The organism is Chthoniobacterales bacterium (genome assembly GCA_035274845.1).
In the GTDB taxonomy this organism is placed as follows: domain Bacteria; phylum Verrucomicrobiota; class Verrucomicrobiia; order Chthoniobacterales; family UBA10450; genus AV80.
On record DATENU010000021.1, the window covers coordinates 149,882 to 169,221 of the forward strand.

Here is a 19,340-nt window from a genome sequence, read left to right on the forward strand (position 1 = left end):
CAGATAGCAATCCCTCGCTCCGGCTCGCGGCGCCGGCTCTTCCTAATAGACGTAAGCTTCCAGGACGCCGATGCCGATCCCGCCGTTCTTGCCGCGCAGAATAGCCGTGTAGGCGCCCGGGGGCAGATTGGTCTTCAGGAGCGCTGCTTCCGCATCGTTGGTGGGCTGCAAACCAGTCGCCTGGATCGCTGCCTGGTTTGTTCGCCAATCATCATTCGAATCGATGGTGGCGCCATAGCCATCGTGCAATTCCAACATCGGATCGGCGAGGGGATTGGTGATGCCAAAGGCACTCAGGGATGGGCCAATGCCCCGCACAACCACGTTGGTCGCACCCGGACCGCCTCCCATGATGAATCCGCCGATCATTACGTCGTTGCCTGTCTGGACGAAGCCGCGGGTGCTGATATTGACCAGCTTCGAGGCCGGATCCGGGTCAAGGTCGTAGGCCTCCACCACTGCGATGCCGGTGGCGTTATTAGCCCCCCCCACGACCGCCGTGTAAGCGCCGGGATCAAGCGTCGCAATCAAAGCGGATTCCGCGTTGTTCGATGGAGGAAGGGTCGCGCCGATGTCGATGAACTGGCTCGAAGTCAGGGTTCCGCCGAGGTTGGTGGTCCGCCAGTTGTCGTTCGTCGCGATGATCTGGCCCGTCCGGTCGTGCAGTTCCAGGTAGGGATCCTGCAACACCCCTGTGAATGGCAGAGAAGGGCCGATGGCCCGGACAAGGATGGTCTTGGGACTCGGTCCTTGGACGATGAATCCTCCGATCAGGACCTGCTGGCCGGTCCCTACTGGCAGGCGGGTGGAAATGTTCAGGGCAACACCCGGTGCCGGGATCGTCGAGTAGGATTGGCCGCCGACCGTAAGGGTGTGGGTGGCGTTGGCGGAAGACTGGGCGACGCCAGAGGCGTTTTGCGCCGTGCCGTCCAGCGTGGGCGTCGCGCCGCTCGAGGCCCAACCAAGGTAGGCCGGGAGCGGTAAAGTCTCGCCGGGTGCGCCCGTGGAAGCCGTCATCTGCGGCACCATCAGGACGGCGCCAACGGCGGCCGGCCCAGTGAGGGAGGCGTTCGCTATCGGCGCCTTGACCACCGAGCTTCCATCCGAAAAATGCACGGTCAGTGCATTGATCTCGGGAACGCTTTTCGATCCCAGCGAGTCGATGAAAAAGGCTGACGAATCCGGCGGACTAATCTGATTGGACTTGTACTGCAGCAGGTTGAACGGCGCCGTGGAGCGGTATCCGTCGTAGATCGTGGCGGGACCGCCCGAGTTGTTGCTGATCACGCTGTTTTGAATGAATCCGGTCGCGTTCCAGTCGGGAAGACCACCAGCGGCCGGCTGGGCAGTCACCACGAAGGCCGAACCACCGCCCGGATTCGTGAGGTGGTTTTCCACCAAATTGCAGGCGTCGATATTAAGATTGCCCCCAAAGAGGGTAACGGCGCCGCCCAAAACGCCGGCGGTGTTTTGCGCGAAGGTCGTGTTCAGGATGGTCGCGTCGCAGCCCCAAACAAATTCGAAGCCGCCGCCATACTGTGACGCGCTGCAATTCTCCACGATGCAGGATTCCGTATTGAGCGTGGTGAAAGCGGCGGTCAACGCCCCGCCGGTACCGTTGCCCGCGTCGTCCACGGTCGCGAGATCGGCAAATACGACCCGCTTCAGGGTCGCTCCTGTCCGGTTCTCCGCCTGGGTCCCGTTTGGTTGCACGGTGATGCCGAAAGCGGCATGCGTATCACCCCCAAGGAAAATCGCGCCGCCCTGCCGGGCACTGGGAGTTCCGGGACCCTGGCCCCGAAAGAGGCTATCGGTCACCGTTATCTGCGCCGGGGGGCGATTGAGGGTCCCGCCATTGGTCGTCTGATCCGGATTGTCCGCCGATAGCACACAGAGCGCGCCGCCCAAACTCTCGCCGTTGGTGGCGCTGCCGAAAGCGCGGTTCGCCTGGAAAACGCAGTTCTTGATGTCCGTGATCGAACGGTAACTCCCAATGGCTCCGCCCTGCTGGGCTGAGTTGCTCGTGAAGCGGCAATTGTAAATCCGCGCATTTACCTTGTCCTCCATGAAGACCGCGCCGCCGGAGGTGGGATCAGTATTGGTCCCGGTGGCATCCCGCACCGCCACGTTATTGAGGAAGAGCGAATTGGAGATCTCCAGGTCCATGACTGGCGTTCCCCACGGACCGACCACGTAGATGGCGCCGCCCACATAACCGGCCTGATTGTTCTCGAACCGGCAGTTGGCGATCTTGATTGAACAGGAGTTGCCGTGGATCGCTCCCGCGGCGGAGAAATACGAATGGCCGGGGAGATTTGTCCGGTTCCCGGCAAATCGACAGTCCCGTAGATACACGCGCGAAGCATAGGCGCTGATCGCGCCCGCATAATTCTTGGAGGTGTTGTTGTTGAACACGCATCCCTGAAAGGAAACATTCGAGGTGTCGATCCAAAGAGCGCCGCCCCCGGTCACCGGGGGATTGGCGGCGTTGTTCTCGAATACGCATTGAATGAAATTAGCCTCCACATGGGAGATGCTCACACCACCTCCGTGGAATTCCTCGGTTGAAAGGCCGTTCGTGAAAGTCAGCCGCTCGAAGGTCACCGGCTTGGGAGTCGTGAAAGTCAGGATGCGGGTGCTGTTGTTGCCCGACAGCAGGACATTGGCTCCGGCCGCGGCCCGGACCGTGAAACTCCTGCTTCCGCCACTGAGGTCCGGGTAGATCGTCCATCCTCCGTCGGGCGCGGTGTAGGTCCCCCCGACGAGCTCGATAATGCCGCCTTCCGGCACCTCATCCAGCGCCTGCTGCAAGGCTCCGGCGCTGCTTACCGGGATTATTTGCTGCCCGTCCGCGGGAAAGGGGATCGACCCGGCGGCGGCGCACAGAGCGAGGCAGAGAAATTTTAACGTTTTCGACATAAATAGGCGACCTTTTTGTCGCGTTTTTCGAAGCAATAGTCAAGCCATGGCCCACCGTAGACTGGGCGGCACTGGAATTCCGGAGAGATTTGCCGATTTGTCCCATCGGCGATCGCTGGAGAGAGGCTATCAGGCCTTTCGCAAGATTAGAACGTCCTGGAAAATTTCCCCCGGTCCGCCGGTCGACCAATAGCCGCGGATGTGGCGCTCGAGCCGCAAATTTGCAGAGCGAACCAGTTTCGTTAGCAGGTCGCCATCGAAGGCCACGGCGAAGGTGGGATCATCGCTCTTTTCGGCGAAGAGTTCGCCGGTTGGGGTCCGGTGCTTGAAACTGAATGCGGCCCGCCCGCCCTCGATTCTCGATGCCGCTTCGGCGTCCAAAACGAATACGGTGACAAAAGCCCGGCCACCATTTTTCAGCGCATGGTAAATCGAAGTCAGCATTTCCACGGCAGGTGCGAAATCCAAATGGGTGAAGAGAGAAATAGAAATTGCCAGATCGATGGATTGCGGAGCGACGGCCTCCGCGAGTTTGGCTATCCCTATTTCGCCGCCTTCCGGGCGCCAGGCGTCGTAAGTGCGGTTACTTTCGTTTGAGAGCAGGAACTTAAAGCGTGGAAACCGGGGCGTAATGAATTTGCGTCCGAAGTCGATGAGCCCGGGAACAATGTCTATCCCGGTATAGTGACTCTTTGAGTCGACGTATTGCGTAAGTGCCGCTGCGATTCGCCCGCATCCGCACCCCACATCCAGGATCGAATCGCCGCCCGGGTTCAGCTCTGCGTATTTTACTATCGCCGCTACGACTTCTGCCGCGACCAGCTCCGGATCTCCTCCACCGACAACGTCGGACAAGGGATGACCATTGATCTGTTCTGTCTGCATCGCTCGAAAAATATCGCGAACAGACGCGAGCGAAGGAGATGTTGGCATTATTTTTCCTGCGGCGCGCCGTTTTTATTTGCTGCCCGGCTTCACGACCGGAATCTCAGGCAGGTCGAACGGCAGTTTGTCTCCGGTTTCTCGATTTTCCAAAGGAGAAGGCGGCCGCCGGTAATCCCCGACGCTGAAATATTTTTCCAGCCAAATGTAAAGGCAGATAAACAAATAGCGGCTTCCCATTTCCTTGATCTTCAATTTGGCGACGCCGCTGCGCCGGTTTCTCCAGGTGATGGGAATAACGGTCCAGGTAAATCCGCGAACAATGGCTTTGAGAGGCAGCTCAACGGTGATGTTGAAATGTGGCGCAATCAATGGCCGGCAGCCGTCAATAGCTTCCCTGCGATACGCTTTGAAGGCGTTGGTCGTGTCGTTCAGCCTGATCTGAAAAAGAATCTTCAGAAAGTAATTTGCGAGCCGGTTCAGGAGTAATTTGAACTTCGGATAATCGATTACCCCTCCTCCGCGGACGAAGCGGCTGCCAAAAACACAATCGTAACCCTTGTTCAGTTCCTTCCAGTAGCGCACGACATCCCGGCAATCGTCGGATTCGTCCGCCATCATCATGACAACCGCGTCGCCTTTCATCGAATCGAGGCCTCGAATAACGGCTCGTCCGAACCCATGCGGCCCCGTATTCTGCACTGGCGCCAGGCTCGCGATCCGCCCCTGGACTTGCTCAAGAATCGACCAGGTGCTGTCGGTGCTCCCATCGTCGACGACCACGATTTCATGGGGAATTTGATTGAGACGCAACTCCACCTCGAGTTTTTCCACGGTCGAAGCGATACATCCTTCTTCGTCGCGTGCCGGAATCACCACTGACAGAAGCTTCAGGTCCGCAGGCACGGAATTTTCGCCGTTCATAGGACAGCGGACATTTCGAGCCAGCTTGGATTCGCTTCGGCATGACGCGCGATTCCGTCGAGAATTGATTCCAAGGTTGTGGTCGGCTGCCAGTCCCAGACCCGACTGGCGAGGCTGCAGTCGAGGACCAGCCAGGGAACATCAAAGGCCCGCGCGGCGGCTTCGCTTCCGACTTCGTGGGGGCCAAAGCGGGCGGCGCACCATTCGCTCAGTTGCGCGAGCGACATGCTATTTTCGGTCCCTCCGGCGAAGTTCACGATGCGCGGTTTGGTCGAGTCGATCGTCGCGAACTGTTTTTTCAAGACCGAAACCAGATCTCTGGGGTGGAGGCAATCGCGAGTTTGATGGCCGCCGCCGTCGAATCCCAAATACTTCAAAGGAGCACGCTGCTGCCAGGCATGGATCCAGAAAGAAAAAATTCCCTGGGCGGCGTGCCCGAATTGACCGGCGCCGGCGAGCACGCCGCAGCGGTTGATCCAGACCGGGAAGCCGAAGGTTTCGCCGTATTCCAAGGCGAGACATTCCGAGGCGAGCTTGCTGCTCCCGTAAAGTGAAATGGGCGCGGCGGTGGAGAAATCTTCCGTCACGCCCCGGGGGGACATGCCTCGAGGCAGATCGGAAGCGGGAGCGGGCTGAAACGCTTTCTCCTTTACGACCATCGGGATCGCGGCGAGCGCCTTCAGCGAATAAACCCTGCTCGTGCTTAGCAAAACAAATCCGGCGCCATTTTTTTTGGCCAGCTCGAGCAAATTGACGGTGCCGTTAAGATTATTCTCAACCAACCGGCGGCTGCTGACTGAACCATCCACTCCCGCCAGCACGCTTGGCTCGGCGGCCGCGTCGATTATCCAGTCGATCCCTTCGACCTGCTCGAGATCGCATGGCAAGCGGACGTCCGCATGGAAAACTCTGGCGCCGCGCTGCCGCAACCGTTCGACACTCGTTTGGCTTCCGGCCCGGCTGAAATTATCGCACCCGGTAATCTGGACGGCGGAATCCTCGAGGAGGCTGAGCGCCAGGCTGCTGCCCGCGAATCCGCATATCCCCGAGATAAAAATTTTCATTTGCTGCCGGGTTTGATTGCCGGGCTGCCGGCCAGGTCGGGAGGAAGATCGTCCGCGGCAAAGGTCTCAACATTCATTTCGATGAGACTGACAAACGGACATCCGTAATCGGGGTGGGCGCCGCCGCTGCGATCGACAATGACTCCGACGCCGGAGACCTTCCCGCCCTTCGCTAGGACGATGTCGATGGTTTCCTGGACCCGGCCGCCGCGGGTGACGACGTCTTCGGCGACAATGAATTTCTCGCCCGGCGAAATCGTGAAGCCGCGCCGCAAGACCAGCCCGCCCGCTTCTTTTTCGACAAAGATGTGCCGTTTCCCGAGGGCGCGGCCGACTTCCTGACCGACGATAATCCCGCCCAGCGCCGGTGAGATAACGGCGTCACAATCGATGTCGCGCAATTTGTCCGCCAGCCGCGCGCACACGTCGGCGGCGATCTCCGTGTGCTGGAGGAGGATGGCGCACTGAAAAAATTGGCGGCTGTGCAGGCCGGAACGCAGGACGAAATGACCGTCGAGAAGCGCCCCGGTCCGGCGGAAAAGCGCGAGCAGGTCGTCGCTCATTAGCCCGACGTATCGCTGACGGTTTTTCCCGTCGCCCCACCTTCGTCGAAGGCGATGGCCTCGATTTCGACCCGTGCATTTTTCGGCAATGTGGAGACGCCGACCGTCGAGCGCGCCGGCGGATTCTCCGTGAAGTAGGTCGCATAAACCTCGTTCATTTTCTGGAAGTCGCCGAAGTCGGCCAGGAAAACGGTGGTCTTGACGACATTGGCGAGGGTAAGCCGCTCCGCTTTCAGGATCGCCGTCACGTTGTCGAGCACGCGGCGGGTTTGCTCCGCAATATCTTCGGAAACGATCTGCCCGCTTTTCGGGTCGAGCGGTACTTGCCCCGCGCAAAAAACCAGAGACCCGGCCCGGACCGCCTGCGAGTAAGGCCCGATCGCCGCGGGCGCCTCCGTCGTGGAAATGATTTTCTTCATCCGGCAAGCCTAGCGGGAAAAAGCGGGCTGTCATCCCGCGGCTGGCGGAGCGGGCCGAGGGCCTCGCAAATGGGAGTGGCGTTTGCGCTCGATTACTTTTCGCGTGCGAATGGGGTCGATATCGCCGAGTCATCAACCAGCGTTGAACACGAACCCAATCGATCCCTCCTCCGTGGCTGCGGATTTGGAACGCGACGGCTTCGCCGTCATCAATTTCCCGGAATCAAACCTCGATCGGATGGCGGAAGATATCTGGCAATCATTGCAGCCCTTTTACAAATGGGACGATTACCGGGCCGGAAAGACGGAGGGATTGCGCGTGGGGGACACTTGGAAGTGGAAGAAAAACGTGCGCAGCATCGCGACAAATCCGGTCATTATCGAGTTGCTGAGCAAGCTCTACGAGCGGCGCGCTTTCGCCTTTCAAACTCTGAACTTTGCGGTCGGGACTCAACAGCATGTCCATGCCGACCTGGTTCATTTCTGCGCGCATCCGCCGCACTTCATGTGTGGAGTCTGGCTGGCCCTCGAAGATGTCACGCGCGCAGCCGGTCCGCTGATTTATTATCCCGGTTCACACAAGTGGCCGGTGATCTTGCCAGAGACCATCAACATGCCGCGCGCTTCCGCGGATAATCCCTATGAACATTATCATCTCCTTGAGAAAGCATGGGAGGCCGAGATCGAAGCGCGAGGCGCCACCCCCGTCGCCTTCCTTGCGAAGAAAGGACAAGCCCTGATTTGGGACGCAAACCTCTGGCATGGTGGCGCTCCGCAGACCGACCGCTCGCTTACCCGTCACAGCCAGGTTACGCACTATTTCTTCGACGGTTGCTCGTATTGGTCCCCCTTGACCGGAGAAGAGAAGCACCCGGTGGCGATCGAGCCGCCGCCAGCGAAGGCAAAGCCACAGCCGCGTCGTCGAAAGTTCGCCTGGTTTGGCCGGTAATGCCTCGGGAATAATCGCCTTCGGCGCCCGGCGGGCGGTTCACCGTGGTTGTTTCTCACCGAAATCCGTCAATATTACTCTTTCCCATGGTTGGCTGGATTCTAAAGAAAATACTCGGGTCGAAAAATCAGCGCGAAATCAAGCGCCTGATGCCGACCGTGCGTCGCATCAACGAGCTCGATGAGCAATTCAAGTCGCTCTCGGACGACGAGCTCCGCGCGAAAACGGCCGCCTGGCAGGCCGAGCTGAAAGAGATCCAGGAGCTGCCGGACCAATGGAGAAAGCTCGACGAGATTTTGCCCGAAGCCTTTGCGGTCGTGAAAAATGGGGCGCGCCGGCTGACCGAACGACAGCACGAATTCACGGTCTGCGACCAGCCGATGACCTGGAACATGGTCCATTTCGATGTCCAGCTGGTCGGCGGGATGGTGCTGCATCGCGGGCGAATCGCCGAAATGGCGACCGGTGAAGGCAAGACGCTCGTGGCGACGTTGCCCCTCTATCTGAATGCTCTCACCGGAAAGGGCGCGCATCTCGTGACCGTGAACGATTACCTCGCCCGGCGCGACGCCGAATGGATGGGCCAGCTCTACAATTTCCTCGGCCTGACGACCGGATGCATCCAGCACGATCAATCGCCGGACGAACGCCGCCAGCAATACGGCATGGACATCACCTACGGGACGAACAGTGAGTTCGGCTTCGATTATTTGCGCGACAACGGGATGGCCACGACGCGCGAACAGCAGGTCCAGCGCGGCTACAATTATGCGATCGTCGACGAAGTCGATTCCATCCTGATCGACGAAGCCCGGACCCCGCTCATCATCAGCGGCCCGTCCACGGTTTCGACTCACCAGTACGACCGGTGGAAACCACTCGTGGACCAGCTCGTCCGCAAGCAAAACATGCTCTGCAACCGGCTGGCCAGTGAAGCGAAGGAACTTTTCGAGCAGGGCAAAACCGACGAAGCCGGGCTGGCCCTGTTCAAGGTGAAACTCGGTCAGCCGCGGAATAAACCGCTCCTCCGGATGATGGAAGACCCGGAGAAACGCAAGGCGATCGAGAAAGCCGAGCTCTCCTTTTACCAGGACACGCGCAAGGAGGAGTTGTTCGCCCTCAAGGAGGAACTCTTTTACACGATCGATGAGAAATCGAACGAGTCCGACCTATCGGAACAAGGGCGCGCCTTCCTCAACCCCGACGAACCCGATTCGTTCGTTCTGCCGGATCTGATCAGTGAATTCACCGACATCGATCTCGATCCGTCGCTTTCCGACGAGCAGAAGGAGAAGGCCAAGGTGGAGCGCCAGCAGCATTGCGACGCCCAGGCCGAGCGGATTCACAACATCTCGCAGTTGTTGCGGGCGTATTGCCTCTTCGAAAAGGATGTCGCTTACGTCATCGAAGACAACAAGGTGGTCATCGTCGATGAATATACCGGCCGGAAAATGCCGGGCCGGCGTTGGAGCGACGGGCTACACCAGGCGGTCGAAGCCAAGGAAGGCGTCCAGATCGATCGGGAGACCCAGACGCTCGCCACCATCACGATCCAGAATTATTTCCGGCTCTATCACAAGCTGGCCGGCATGACGGGCACGGCGGACACCGAAGCCGCTGAGTTCCACGACATTTACAAGCTCGATACCAACGTCATCCCGACCAACCGGCCGGTGGCGCGGAAAGATGCCAACGATCGGATCTACAAGACCCGGCGGGAAAAATACAACGCGGTCATTGCCGAGATCAAAGAACGGCACGCGAAAATGCAGCCGGTCCTGGTCGGCACCGTCAGCGTGGAAGCGTCGGAATTACTGAGCCGGATGCTGAAGCGGGAGAAGGTCGCGCACAACGTTCTCAACGCGAAATTTCACATGCAGGAAGCCGAGATCGTGCAACGCGCGGGCCAGGCCGGGACGGTGACCATCTCGACGAACATGGCCGGCCGCGGCACCGACATTAAGCTCGGCGAAGGTGTGGCGGAGCGGGGCGGCCTTTTCGTTATCGGGACCGAGCGTCACGAATCGCGTCGCATCGACCGGCAGTTGCGCGGACGCTGCGCACGGCAGGGCGATCCCGGCGGTTCGCGTTTCTACGTCAGTTTTGAAGACGATCTCATGCGCAACTTTGGCGCGGCCGATCGGATGACGAAAATCATGGAGCGTTTCGGCCTCGAAGAAGGCCAGGAGCTCGAACATCCGTGGCTCAACAAATCTGTCGAAACCGCGCAAAAACGCGTGGAACAGCGCAACTATCTGGCCCGGAAACGGACGCTCGACTTTGACGACGTGATGAACAACCAGCGCGAGGTTGTTTACACTTATCGCAACGACACGATCGATTCAGAAGAACCGCGCAAACTGGTTTACGAGGTCATCGAGGAAGCGGTCCCCTGGAAGGTAAAAGAATTTCTCGGCACCGGGGCAGCGGGGGACGAGCCGAATTACGGTGGGCTCCTTAACTGGGTCAACGTGACGTTCCCTCTCGGCCTCTCGAAGGAGAAGGCTCAATTCGAGACGCGGACTCCGGATGAGAATGCGCAGTTCCTGATCGAGAAAATCAAGGACACCTACGAGCGCAAATCCAGCCACGAAGAACCGAGCGCCGTGAAGAGCCTGGAGCGCTACATCATCCTGAACGCGATCGACCGGCTCTGGCAGGAGCATCTCTACGCGATGGATGCATTGCGCGAAGGCGTTTATCTCCGCAGCTATGCCCAAAAAGATCCTCTGATCGAATACAAGACCGAGGCCTACGACATGTTTGTCGAGTTGATGGCAAATATTAAGAACGAAGTGCTGCACAACCTGTTTCGGAGCACTTCGAATTTGCAGGCCTTCGAGAATTTCCTGTCGACGCTTCCGCAATTTCTTCTCCGCGAACATGCGCCCTCGGCGTCGACGGCAACCGGTCCGACGCCGGGCTTTCACGGTGACCGAATGTCCGGTGGCGACACTATGTCTGGCAACGGCGATGGTTCCGAATTGAAGCTCGACCTGGCGCCCGTTCGGCGAGAGGTCCCAAAGGTCGGCCGGAACGAACCGTGCCCCTGCGGCAGCGGCAAGAAATTCAAGAATTGTTGCGGCCGGGTGGCGTAAGCAAGGAGCGGCGGTTTACAAACCGCCGCAAATCGAAAAGGGCGGTTTGGAAAGCGCCCCTCCTTGGGTCGCACTTGTGCGCGTCTCGCCATTCCGGCAGAATTCAATCCGCATGACCCCTCACGACGTTCTCGAAAAATATTTTGGTTTCCGCGAATTCCTCGACGCGCAAGAGGAGGTCATAACGGCCATCGCCGGCGGCGCGGATGCGCTTGTCGTGATGCCGACCGGAGGCGGCAAGTCACTTTGTTATCAATTGCCCGCGCTCCTCCTCGAAGGAACCACGGTGGTCGTCTCGCCGTTGATCGCATTGATGAAAGACCAGGTGGACGCGCTCGAGCGCCGCGGGATCTCGGCCACGCTGATCAACAGCACCCTCACGCCGGGCCAACAACAGGAGCGGATCCGCGCCCTGGCTCGCGGTGAATTCAAGCTGGTTTACATCGCGCCGGAACGCTTCCGGAGCCGTTCGTTTCTCGAGGCGCTGGGCCAAAGCACGATCGCCCTTTTCGCCGTGGACGAAGCCCATTGCATGTCGATGTGGGGCCACGATTTCCGGCCCGATTATTTCCGGCTCGGACAGGTTCTCGAGACGTTGGGCCGCCCTCAGGTGGCCGCGTTCACCGCGACCGCGACGCCGGAAGTGCGGCGCGACATCCTCACCCATCTGGCGTTGCGCGAGCCGCGCGAATTCGTCGCCGGATTTGCCCGCCCGAACCTGAAGCTGCTCCTTACCCACGTTGCCAACGAAGCGGAAAAATATGGGCGGCTCAACGCGCTGATTCGCGAGAACAAGACCGGCATTGTTTATTGCTCGACGCGGAAGCGAGTGGAGGCGGTCGCGGAAACCCTCAAGCTCGCGAACATCTCCAGCATTCTTTACCACGGCGGGATGAACGACGACGAGCGCGAGAAAGCGCAGAACGAGTTCATGCAGGGCCGGCGCGACATCGTGGTGGCGACGAACGCGTTCGGAATGGGGATCGATCGGTCCGATATCCGGTTTGTCGTCCATTTCGATGTGCCGGGAAGTGTCGAGGCGTATTACCAGGAAGCGGGTCGCGCGGGACGTGACGGCGAGGCCGCGACCTGCGAGCTGCTCTTCAATCACGCGGACACCCGGGTGCAGGAGTTCTTCATCGAAGGGAGCAATCCGCCGCTCGAATTCATCGCCCAGACTTACGAGATGCTGCGTCGCGAAATGGACTCGAAGAATGAGCTTCAGATCTCGATCAAGGAAATGGCGGCCCGGCTCGGTGACGAGCGGAGCGACATGATGGTCAGCTCTTCGCTGCACGTGCTCGACCGCGAAAATTACATCGACCGGTTCGATATTCCGGGAAAACGGGTGCGTGGAACGCGAGTGCTTCAGCCCGAGGTGCGCGGGCATCAGCTGAAGCTCGATGCAGCAAAGCTTCGCGAAAAAGAGCGGCGGGACCGGGCGAAGTTGAAGATGATGATCGACTTCGCCTACGCGCGGGAATGCCGGCAGCAGGCAATCCTGCGCTACTTCGGCGAGGCCGACCCGGCCCGTTGTGGGAATTGTGACATTTGCCTGGAGTCGGCGGGCCCGGCGCGTCCTCCGACCGAGGAGGAAACGATCATCGTTCAGAAAGCCTTGAGCGGCGTGGCCAGGATGTCGGCGAAGATCAACGGGGAATGGCAGCCGCGCTTCGGGCGAGGACGGATTGTGCAGACGCTGGTCGGCAGCCGTTCCCAGGATATCCTCACCGCGCAACTCGACCGTCTTTCGACCCATGGATTATTGAAAAGCGAAGGCGTCGCCTACCTGAACCAGCTCCTGCGCGAACTCCAGGACACCGGGATGCTGGTCTCGAGCGGGGGGCAATATCCAATGGTGACCCTGACGCGGCGCGGCGACGAGGTGATGAAAGGCCGCACCGATTATCAGCTTCGCTGGCCGCAGCGGAGCGCCTCGGAACGATCGCCAGCACGAAGAACGAGGGCGAAGACGGCGTCATTAGAGGAAGCGATCCCGGTCGACGCGGAGATTCTCGAGCGGCTCAGGAAGCTCCGGCTCGATTTGGCCCGGGCGCACGGGAATGTGCCGGCCTACATTATTTTTCCAGACGAGACTTTGCGGGCCTTCGCGCGACTAAAGCCGGCTTCGGTGGAAGCTGGGCGGCAGATCCGCGGGGTGGGGGAAGTGAAGGCGCGGAAATACTTGCCGGCGTTTATTGAGGAAATCCGAAATTCGAAATCCGAAGCTCGAAACAAATTCGAATGAGCTAAATTCGAAATCCGACCGCTCCTGCCGGCCGGAAGACCGCGCAAAGGTGGATCGGCAAAGGTGGATCGGCCGCTCCGCGGGCGATGGTGGTGAATATGCGCTGGTCCTCGCCCATCGAGCGGCGGAGCGCTCGATCCCCTACCTCAAATTGCAAAATATCGACGAGACCGATACCGTCGCTTTTGCCGAAATAGGTGGATCGGCCGCTCTGCGGGCGATGGTGGTGAATATGCGCTGGCCCTTGCCATCGAGCGCGGAGCGCTCGATCCACCTAGTGCAAATTGTAAATTTCGACCAGGCCGATCCCGATGCCGCCACTCTGGCCAGCCAGAATCGCGGTAAAGCTTCCCGCGGGCAGCGACGTGAAAATCCCCGACTCTTTCTGATCCGAAAGCGCGAAACCATTTGCGATTAGCTGCGCCGCGGCAGCCGAATCGTCCTGCCAGTTGTCATTCGAAATAAGGAGGGCTCCGTTGCTGTCGCGTAACTCCAGGATGGGATCAGCCAGGACGGGATTAAGACCGGCTTGAGCGAGCGACGGTCCGATGCCGCGCACGACTACACGCGTGGGATTGCTGGACCCGCCGAGAATGAAGCCGCCGATCATGACATTTTCGCCTGTCCGGACGAATCCACGCGTGCTGATGTTCGCCAGCTGCGAGGCTCCGCCTTGGTTCGTGTCGTAAACTTCCACCAGCCCCACGCCGGTCCCCTGGTTCTTTCCGGCCACGATCACGGTGTAGGCTCCCGGCTGAAGCGGCGCCACCAGTCCCGACTCGTTCGAGTTGGTGGGAGCCAGCCCGAGCGCAGTCAACTGCGTCGCCTGGGCGGGATCATCCTGCCAGTTGTCGTTTCCGAGGATGAGGGAGCCGTCGCTGGCCCGAAGCTCCAGGGTAGGGTCGGCCAGGGGGTCGCTGATTCCAAAGCCGGAGAGCGATGGTCCAATGCCGCGCACTGCCACGGTCTTGGTGGCGGTGCCGGTGATAATAAAGCCGCCAATCACCACGTTGTTTCCAGTTTCAACCCGAAGCCGGGTCGAGATGTTTAAAGCCTGGGCGGTGTTGGGCGTAGCGGTAGCCGTTGGAGTGGGCGTTGCCGACGGGGCAACGGTAGCGGTCGCCGTTGGACTCGGAGTAGATGTAGGCGTCGGCGTGGCCGTCGCGGTTGGAGTGGCGGTTGGTGTCGGCGTGGCCGTCGCGGTCGCGGTTGGGGTCGGAGTAGCTGTCGGTGTTGGCGTCGCGGTTGGGGTTGGTGTCGGCAGGCCCAAATCGGTCCCGTAACTTCCCTTGCCACTGGCCAGCATGAGTCGGGAGAAACCCGCAAAGGCCAGTTCGCGGGGATTCCCCACACCCTGGAGGCCACTGGCGAATGGCGAGAAAGTCATGCCCCCGTTCTGCGAGCGCACGACTTGAGATCCTTCACTCGTCAGACTGACAAAGAGCAGTTGCCCGTTAGGGTGGCAGGCGATGTCGTTGGCCGAGCCGGCGCCGGTCCAGCCCGTGGATACCCAGGTTTGGCCGCTGTCAGGACTGCGGAATAGCCCGCTCGAACTGAAGCTGAGCGAGCCCACCAGGAAGAACGTTTGTGGGTCGTTAGGCGAGGCGCACAAGTGGGGTGCGCGCAAGAAGGTGGGCAAACCCGAGCTGGATGGGACCCACGACATTCCGCCGTTGGTGGAGCGCCGCACCCCGGCCTGATTACCGCCAGATAAATCGTCGTAGGCCGCGAGCATGACCTGATCGAGTCCATCCTCGACGATCTCGATGTCGATTACTTTCTGGGAACTGCTGAACTCGTCGACCTTGGTCCACATCCCGCCGGCATTGATGGAGCGCCAGATAGTGCCCTCGAAGCCCGCCACTCCGAAGTCCGCGCCTCCAAGCAGGATCAGGTTCGGATTGTTGATGCTAAAACGGATCGTGGCGAGATCTGATTCAAATAGGGTGCCCTGGTCGGGGCCGAGAGATGTCCAAGTGCCGTTACTCTCCCGCCGATAGAGACCCTCCGGGGCAACGGTCGAAGGGCCGCTGGAGATGGCGTAAAGCGTTCCATTCGGAGCAAAGCGAACGGCGCTATACCGGGTCGGCGGCGCCGATTCCAATTTCCAAGTCGTGCCACCGTCCGTGGAAGAGAAGACGCCGCCATTATTCGAACCTTGAAATGCGACCGCCAGCTCGTTCGGGTTGAGCGGGTTTGCGTGAATGGAAAACAGATCGATCGCCGAGATGCCGCGTGACGAGCTGGTAAACGTGTTGCCGCCGTCGGTAGAGCGAAAGACCGCCAGGGAAGTGGTGCCGAGAAACAGCGTGGTAGAGTTGCCCGGCCGAAAACGCAGGGAACGTGCGGCTAGCGCCGAAGTCCCGCCGATGCCGATCTGCCAGGTTGCGCCGCCGTCGATGCTGCGGTGGACGCCGGTGCCGTCCGTGGCCACCAAGATTTTTTGCGGATCGTTCGGATCGACGGCGATGTCGGTGACCACCAGCCGTGGCCAGGTGTTATCGTGCCGCGGGGTCCAGGTCATACCGAGATTGAGCGACTCATACAGGCCGACGTTTTGTCCGCCGAAAAGCTGACCGCCGCCGACGAGCAGCCGCGTGCCATTGTAAACAACCGCTTGCATTGGGTTGTTCGGCAGGCCGGCGGAACGATTCGTCCAGGAGCTTCCACCGTTGGTCGTCACCCACACCTGGCCACCGCCGAAGGCGCCACCAAAGACGGCGATTACGGTGTTCGAATCGGTCGGATGGACTGCGATTGCCTGGCAGCTCACCGCCTGGCCCAACGGCGGCGTGAGATTGGCCCAAGTGACGCCCCCGTCGACCGAGCGCATGACGTTGATCGGCTGCGCGCCGTTCGCGTCGGCTACCCCTGCCCAAAGAATGGAGGGATTCGATGGGTCGAGCGCGATGTCCAATACCTGGTCGTTAGCTCCGATGCCGAGGTTGCGGGGTGTCCAAGTGAGGCCGCCGTCAGTACTTTCCCTGATGCTGTCCAGGGTGGCGATATACACCTTGCCGCTAGCTGCAAATTCTATGTCGTAGACGCTCGTCCCAATCAGAGCAGGCACCTCCGACCAATTGTTGCCTCCGTCAGCGGAGCGATAGAGGCTGGTGTCGGTGCCAGCCAGCACGATGTTTGGATCGACCGTCGAGACGGCGACATCAGTGACATTGCCGCCTGGAGGGCCGAGTAGCGACCATGCGCCGATTCCCGCGAGGGTAGCGTCCGAACTTTTTGCGTCTCGCGAACGAGGCAACGGAATGCTGTTCGGACGATAACCTCGCTCGTCCAGGCGCCGTGCCGCCGTCCTTTCAACGGTTGCCCTGGAGAGCGCGCCCGAGCCGAGCTCTGGCGGGCTTGCAGTGGCGGACAGCGCGAAAAAGATGCTGGCGAGAAGCAGAACAGGAACGGTTCGAACACGGAGGTTAGAAAAGGCTGATTGCGTCTCGGATTTTCGTTTCATAGTTTGACGAATAGTTTGGGCAACGGTGCTCGTTTCCGCCCGGAAGGAGGGCACAACCTGACATCTTTTTAGTGCCTGTCACGTAAAAAGCTAAGGTCGTTACTATTGGAAGGGAGAGCCTGTCACCCCGAGCGTCGATTGCGGCTAAGAAATCCGAAACTCGAATCTCGGATTTTGCCCCATCAGGGCTGCGGCACTTCCGCGTGCTCGCTCAGATGGACGTCGTAGTCGTTCGCCTGCTCGAGGGCTTCGGTCGCCTGGCGGCTGGATCCCGATTTGGCGAAGAGCCGGCTCAACATTTGCCACGACTCGGCCCGGTACCATTGGGTTTGCAAGCATAGCTGTAACTCATGAATCGCGGTCGGTGGGCCGGCGACTTGGTCCAGGACTTCGATGTAGCGCTTCTCGATTCTCCAATGCGGCGGGCCCGTCCGGGCGGCGAGCCGAAACCGCAGCGGATCGACTTTCTCGTGCTCCTTGAATTCAAGAACGGCCAGCAGTTCGTAAGCTTGCGCGTCTACCAGCGGCAGATCTTTGGCGCGGCCGAGAAGCTCCCGGGCAGCGGCAAAATCATTTTGCCGGATCGCGACGACCGCCAGGTTAATTACCGCGAGCGGCTGGTTCGGCTCCTTCTTGAGTGCCGTCTCCAGGTGCGCTTTCGCGGCGTCCAGTTTCCCCTCGTGCAACTCGAGGCTGGCGAGGTTGATCAGCATTCGAGCGGAATCTCCGCCGGCCGCGATCGTGCGCTCGAGAAAGGTGCGCTGATCTTTCCAATCGAAAGTTCGCAGGCAGGTTCTGGTTCCCAAAAAGACCAGCCAAAGCGCCAGCACTGGGATGAGGACGCCGGACGGAATCCGGAGATTCGAGAGGGCCAGGGCCGCAGCCAGGAAAAGAAAGGCGCTCGGAAGGTAGACCCAATGCTCGGCGATCGTGGCGTTCAGGGGTAAAACTCCGCTGACCGGAATGTAAGTAATGAGAGCGAGCACCAGGCAACCAAAGACCGCGGGCGCCTGCCGGCGGCTTCGGATCGACCAATAGATCGCGGCGGCGATCAATATCACTCCCAGAAGAGTCTGGAGCTCGCGCCACGCAGAGTGGGTGAGACTCACTTCGTTCGGACCGCTTGGATGCGATTCCACGTCGCGATCCATGTGAAGCTGGGCTGGCAGCAGAATCAGGCCGGTATATTCCGCAAAAGCCCGGGCCACGATGATCGGCCTAACGAGCAAGGGCGCCGGCGGGCGGAGCCGGGGAGGCGGTATGTGTTCGGCCGGTAATCGCAGGCTGAAATAACTCACGCCGACGAAAAGGAGAACGACGGTGGCGGGCAGAATCTGTCTCCAGTTTTTTCTGAGAATGACAATCGCGCCCCACAGGATCGGGAAAATTAGTCCGCTTTCCTTGCTCAAGGCGCTCAGGAGAAAAAGCGTTCCCGCGGCGAGAAGGAGAGTGAATTTCCGCGACCCGATCGCGGCCAGGGAGCGGATCGCGCAAAACAATCCGAGGAATCCGAAGGCCGCCGCGAGCGGATCAGCCCGCCCTGAGATGTACGCCACCGCGGAGGTATGGAGCGGATGAATTGCCCAGGCGAGGGCGGTCAGGAAGGCGAGCAGCCGCCGTTTTCGTTCCTCGATTTCCCAGAGACGAAACAGCTCGTTGCCCAGGAGGAGCAGCGCCAGGGTTGCGCCGAGATGGCAAAGAATGCTGGTGAGATGATAGCCGGCCGGCTTGAAAACGAACGCCCAGTAATCGAGCAAATAAGTCAGGCGTTGAATCGGCCGGTAGAAGTCCGACGCAGTCGCATCGATAAACAGAAAATGCTGAAACGCCTCGGGGGCGAGCTGCCAGCTGCGGATGAGGGGATCGCGCAGGATCAGGGCGGTATCGTCCCACACAAAATCATTGCGCAAGGAAGGCGCGTAGAGCGCCAGGGTCACGAAGACCAGAAAAAGGAAAGGCAGGATTTTTTTCAACAGCGCAATTGGGTTGGACAGAAGCAATAAGATGCGCGTCTAAGTTTGGGAAATGCTAAGAAAAACTTTTGTTGGACTGGGCGCGCTGGGCTTGCTGGTTAGCAGCGCATGTGCCGCGGGTGTGCCGGACGATTGCACCCAGTTGATCGTGGGGATCGCGCCTACCTGGAACTCCATGCGGGGCGAGTTGCAGTTATTCGAACGGTCCCCGGGCGCTGCCTGGCAGCCGGTCACCGCGCGGTGGCCGGTTCTCTTTGGCAAACACGGACTCGCCTGGGGCAGCGGGGTCGACGGGCAAAACGAAAGCGGCCTGCGCAAATCCGAGCGCGACGGACGCGCGCCGGCCGGAGTCTTTCGGATCGGGAAAATTTATACCTACGATGCGCAGCTTCCGCCCGGCGCTGATTTTCCGTTCCATCAGGTCACGACCGCCGACGCCTGGATCGATGACGTGAAGCACCCGGAGTACAACCGGTTTGTCACGATTCCCGATCCGGCGAACCCGCCGCCCTGGTTTGCAAAACAAAAGATGCGGCACAACGATTTCGCTTATCGGTGGCTGGTGGAGGTCCGGCACAATTCTGATCCGCCCGTGCCCGGCGCCGGCAGCGCGATTTTTTTTCATATCCGGCGCGGAGTCGATCGTCCCAGCGCGGGATGCACCACCATGGCCGAGTCCGACTTGGTGAAGCTGATCAGCTGGATGCGTTCGCCCCGGCATCCCTGCTACGTGTTGCTGCCGGCCCCCGAATACGACAAGCGATGGCAAGGCTGGCACCTGCCGCCGCCATCGTCGTGGAAGACTGAACATTAGGACAGGGTGTGTTTGCAGTTG

The 19,340-nt window shown here is 60.1% G+C and carries 13 protein-coding genes; 4 read left to right on the top strand and 9 right to left on the bottom strand.

Annotation, left to right across the window (positions count from 1 at the left end):
* Positions 1-42: 42 nt before the first annotated feature.
* The 6 genes from VJU77_15895 to VJU77_15920 all read right to left on the bottom strand — a co-directional run bounded on the left by VJU77_15895 (position 43) and on the right by VJU77_15920 (position 6,771).
* The gene (locus tag VJU77_15895; protein HKP04835.1) at positions 43-2,919 is read right to left on the bottom strand and encodes a hypothetical protein; all 2,877 of its coding nucleotides are present in this window, start codon (positions 2,917-2,919) and stop codon (positions 43-45) included.
* Between the two features lie 129 nt (positions 2,920-3,048).
* Complete coding sequence (locus VJU77_15900; protein HKP04836.1) at positions 3,049-3,852, bottom strand: class I SAM-dependent methyltransferase; 804 nt, start codon at positions 3,850-3,852, stop codon at positions 3,049-3,051.
* Positions 3,853-3,876: 24 nt separating this feature from the next.
* A complete protein-coding gene (locus tag VJU77_15905; protein ID HKP04837.1) occupies positions 3,877-4,725 on the bottom strand; it encodes a glycosyltransferase family 2 protein in 849 nt (282 codons plus the stop codon).
* Positions 4,722-5,789 (bottom strand): NAD-dependent epimerase/dehydratase family protein, encoded by a 1,068-nt coding sequence (locus tag VJU77_15910; GenBank protein ID HKP04838.1) that lies wholly within the window; start codon positions 5,787-5,789, stop codon positions 4,722-4,724. The genes VJU77_15905 and VJU77_15910 overlap by 4 nt, the downstream gene beginning before the upstream one ends.
* Positions 5,786-6,352 carry an orotate phosphoribosyltransferase gene (pyrE, locus tag VJU77_15915; protein ID HKP04839.1) on the bottom strand — a complete coding sequence of 189 codons (567 nt, stop codon included), beginning with the start codon at positions 6,350-6,352 and terminating at the stop codon, positions 5,786-5,788. Before pyrE ends, VJU77_15910 begins: the two co-directional genes overlap by 4 nt.
* Positions 6,352-6,771 (bottom strand): RidA family protein, encoded by a 420-nt coding sequence (locus VJU77_15920; GenBank protein HKP04840.1) that lies wholly within the window; start codon positions 6,769-6,771, stop codon positions 6,352-6,354. The genes pyrE and VJU77_15920 overlap by 1 nt, the downstream gene beginning before the upstream one ends.
* 142 nt (positions 6,772-6,913) lie before the next feature.
* Between VJU77_15920 and VJU77_15925 the strand changes: the two genes are divergently transcribed.
* From VJU77_15925 to VJU77_15935, 3 genes are all read left to right on the top strand, one after another.
* Positions 6,914-7,720, top strand: coding sequence for a phytanoyl-CoA dioxygenase family protein (locus VJU77_15925; protein HKP04841.1), 807 nt, complete (start codon positions 6,914-6,916; stop codon positions 7,718-7,720).
* An 86-nt stretch (positions 7,721-7,806) separates the two neighbouring features.
* Complete coding sequence (secA, locus tag VJU77_15930) at positions 7,807-10,818, top strand: preprotein translocase subunit SecA (protein ID HKP04842.1); 3,012 nt, start codon at positions 7,807-7,809, stop codon at positions 10,816-10,818.
* A gap of 112 nt (positions 10,819-10,930) precedes the next feature.
* Positions 10,931-13,066 carry a RecQ family ATP-dependent DNA helicase gene (locus VJU77_15935; GenBank protein HKP04843.1) on the top strand — a complete coding sequence of 712 codons (2,136 nt, stop codon included), beginning with the start codon at positions 10,931-10,933 and terminating at the stop codon, positions 13,064-13,066.
* A gap of 1 nt (position 13,067) precedes the next feature.
* On the opposite strand, the gene VJU77_15940 is transcribed toward VJU77_15935, so the two are convergent.
* From VJU77_15940 to VJU77_15950, 3 genes are all read right to left on the bottom strand, one after another.
* Positions 13,068-13,340: a hypothetical protein gene (locus tag VJU77_15940; GenBank protein HKP04844.1), complete on the bottom strand. Its 273-nt coding sequence runs from the start codon at positions 13,338-13,340 to the stop codon at positions 13,068-13,070.
* Entirely contained in the window at positions 13,341-16,532 is a 3,192-nt protein-coding gene (locus tag VJU77_15945) for a hypothetical protein (protein ID HKP04845.1), read from the bottom strand. It lies immediately after the preceding gene.
* 182 nt (positions 16,533-16,714) lie between these two features.
* Positions 16,715-18,505: a tetratricopeptide repeat protein gene (locus VJU77_15950; GenBank protein ID HKP04846.1), complete on the bottom strand. Its 1,791-nt coding sequence runs from the start codon at positions 18,503-18,505 to the stop codon at positions 16,715-16,717.
* Positions 18,506-18,557: 52 nt separating this feature from the next.
* Here VJU77_15950 and VJU77_15955 point away from each other — a divergent pair, with 52 nt between their 5' ends.
* Complete coding sequence (locus tag VJU77_15955) at positions 18,558-19,319, top strand: L,D-transpeptidase family protein (GenBank protein HKP04847.1); 762 nt, start codon at positions 18,558-18,560, stop codon at positions 19,317-19,319.
* Positions 19,320-19,340: the final 21 nt, after the last annotated feature.

Coding starts and splice junctions, on each gene's coding strand:
- VJU77_15895 (HKP04835.1), bottom strand. CDS start 2,919: ATGTCGAAAACGTTAAAATTTCTCTGCCTCGCTCTGTGCGCCGCCGCC.
- VJU77_15900 (HKP04836.1), bottom strand. CDS start 3,852: ATGCCAACATCTCCTTCGCTCGCGTCTGTTCGCGATATTTTTCGAGCG.
- VJU77_15905 (HKP04837.1), bottom strand. CDS start 4,725: ATGAACGGCGAAAATTCCGTGCCTGCGGACCTGAAGCTTCTGTCAGTG.
- VJU77_15910 (HKP04838.1), bottom strand. CDS start 5,789: ATGAAAATTTTTATCTCGGGGATATGCGGATTCGCGGGCAGCAGCCTG.
- pyrE (HKP04839.1), bottom strand. CDS start 6,352: ATGAGCGACGACCTGCTCGCGCTTTTCCGCCGGACCGGGGCGCTTCTC.
- VJU77_15920 (HKP04840.1), bottom strand. CDS start 6,771: ATGAAGAAAATCATTTCCACGACGGAGGCGCCCGCGGCGATCGGGCCT.
- secA (HKP04842.1), top strand. CDS start 7,807: ATGGTTGGCTGGATTCTAAAGAAAATACTCGGGTCGAAAAATCAGCGC.
- VJU77_15935 (HKP04843.1), top strand. CDS start 10,931: ATGACCCCTCACGACGTTCTCGAAAAATATTTTGGTTTCCGCGAATTC.
- VJU77_15945 (HKP04845.1), bottom strand. CDS start 16,532: ATGAAACGAAAATCCGAGACGCAATCAGCCTTTTCTAACCTCCGTGTT.
- VJU77_15955 (HKP04847.1), top strand. CDS start 18,558: ATGCTAAGAAAAACTTTTGTTGGACTGGGCGCGCTGGGCTTGCTGGTT.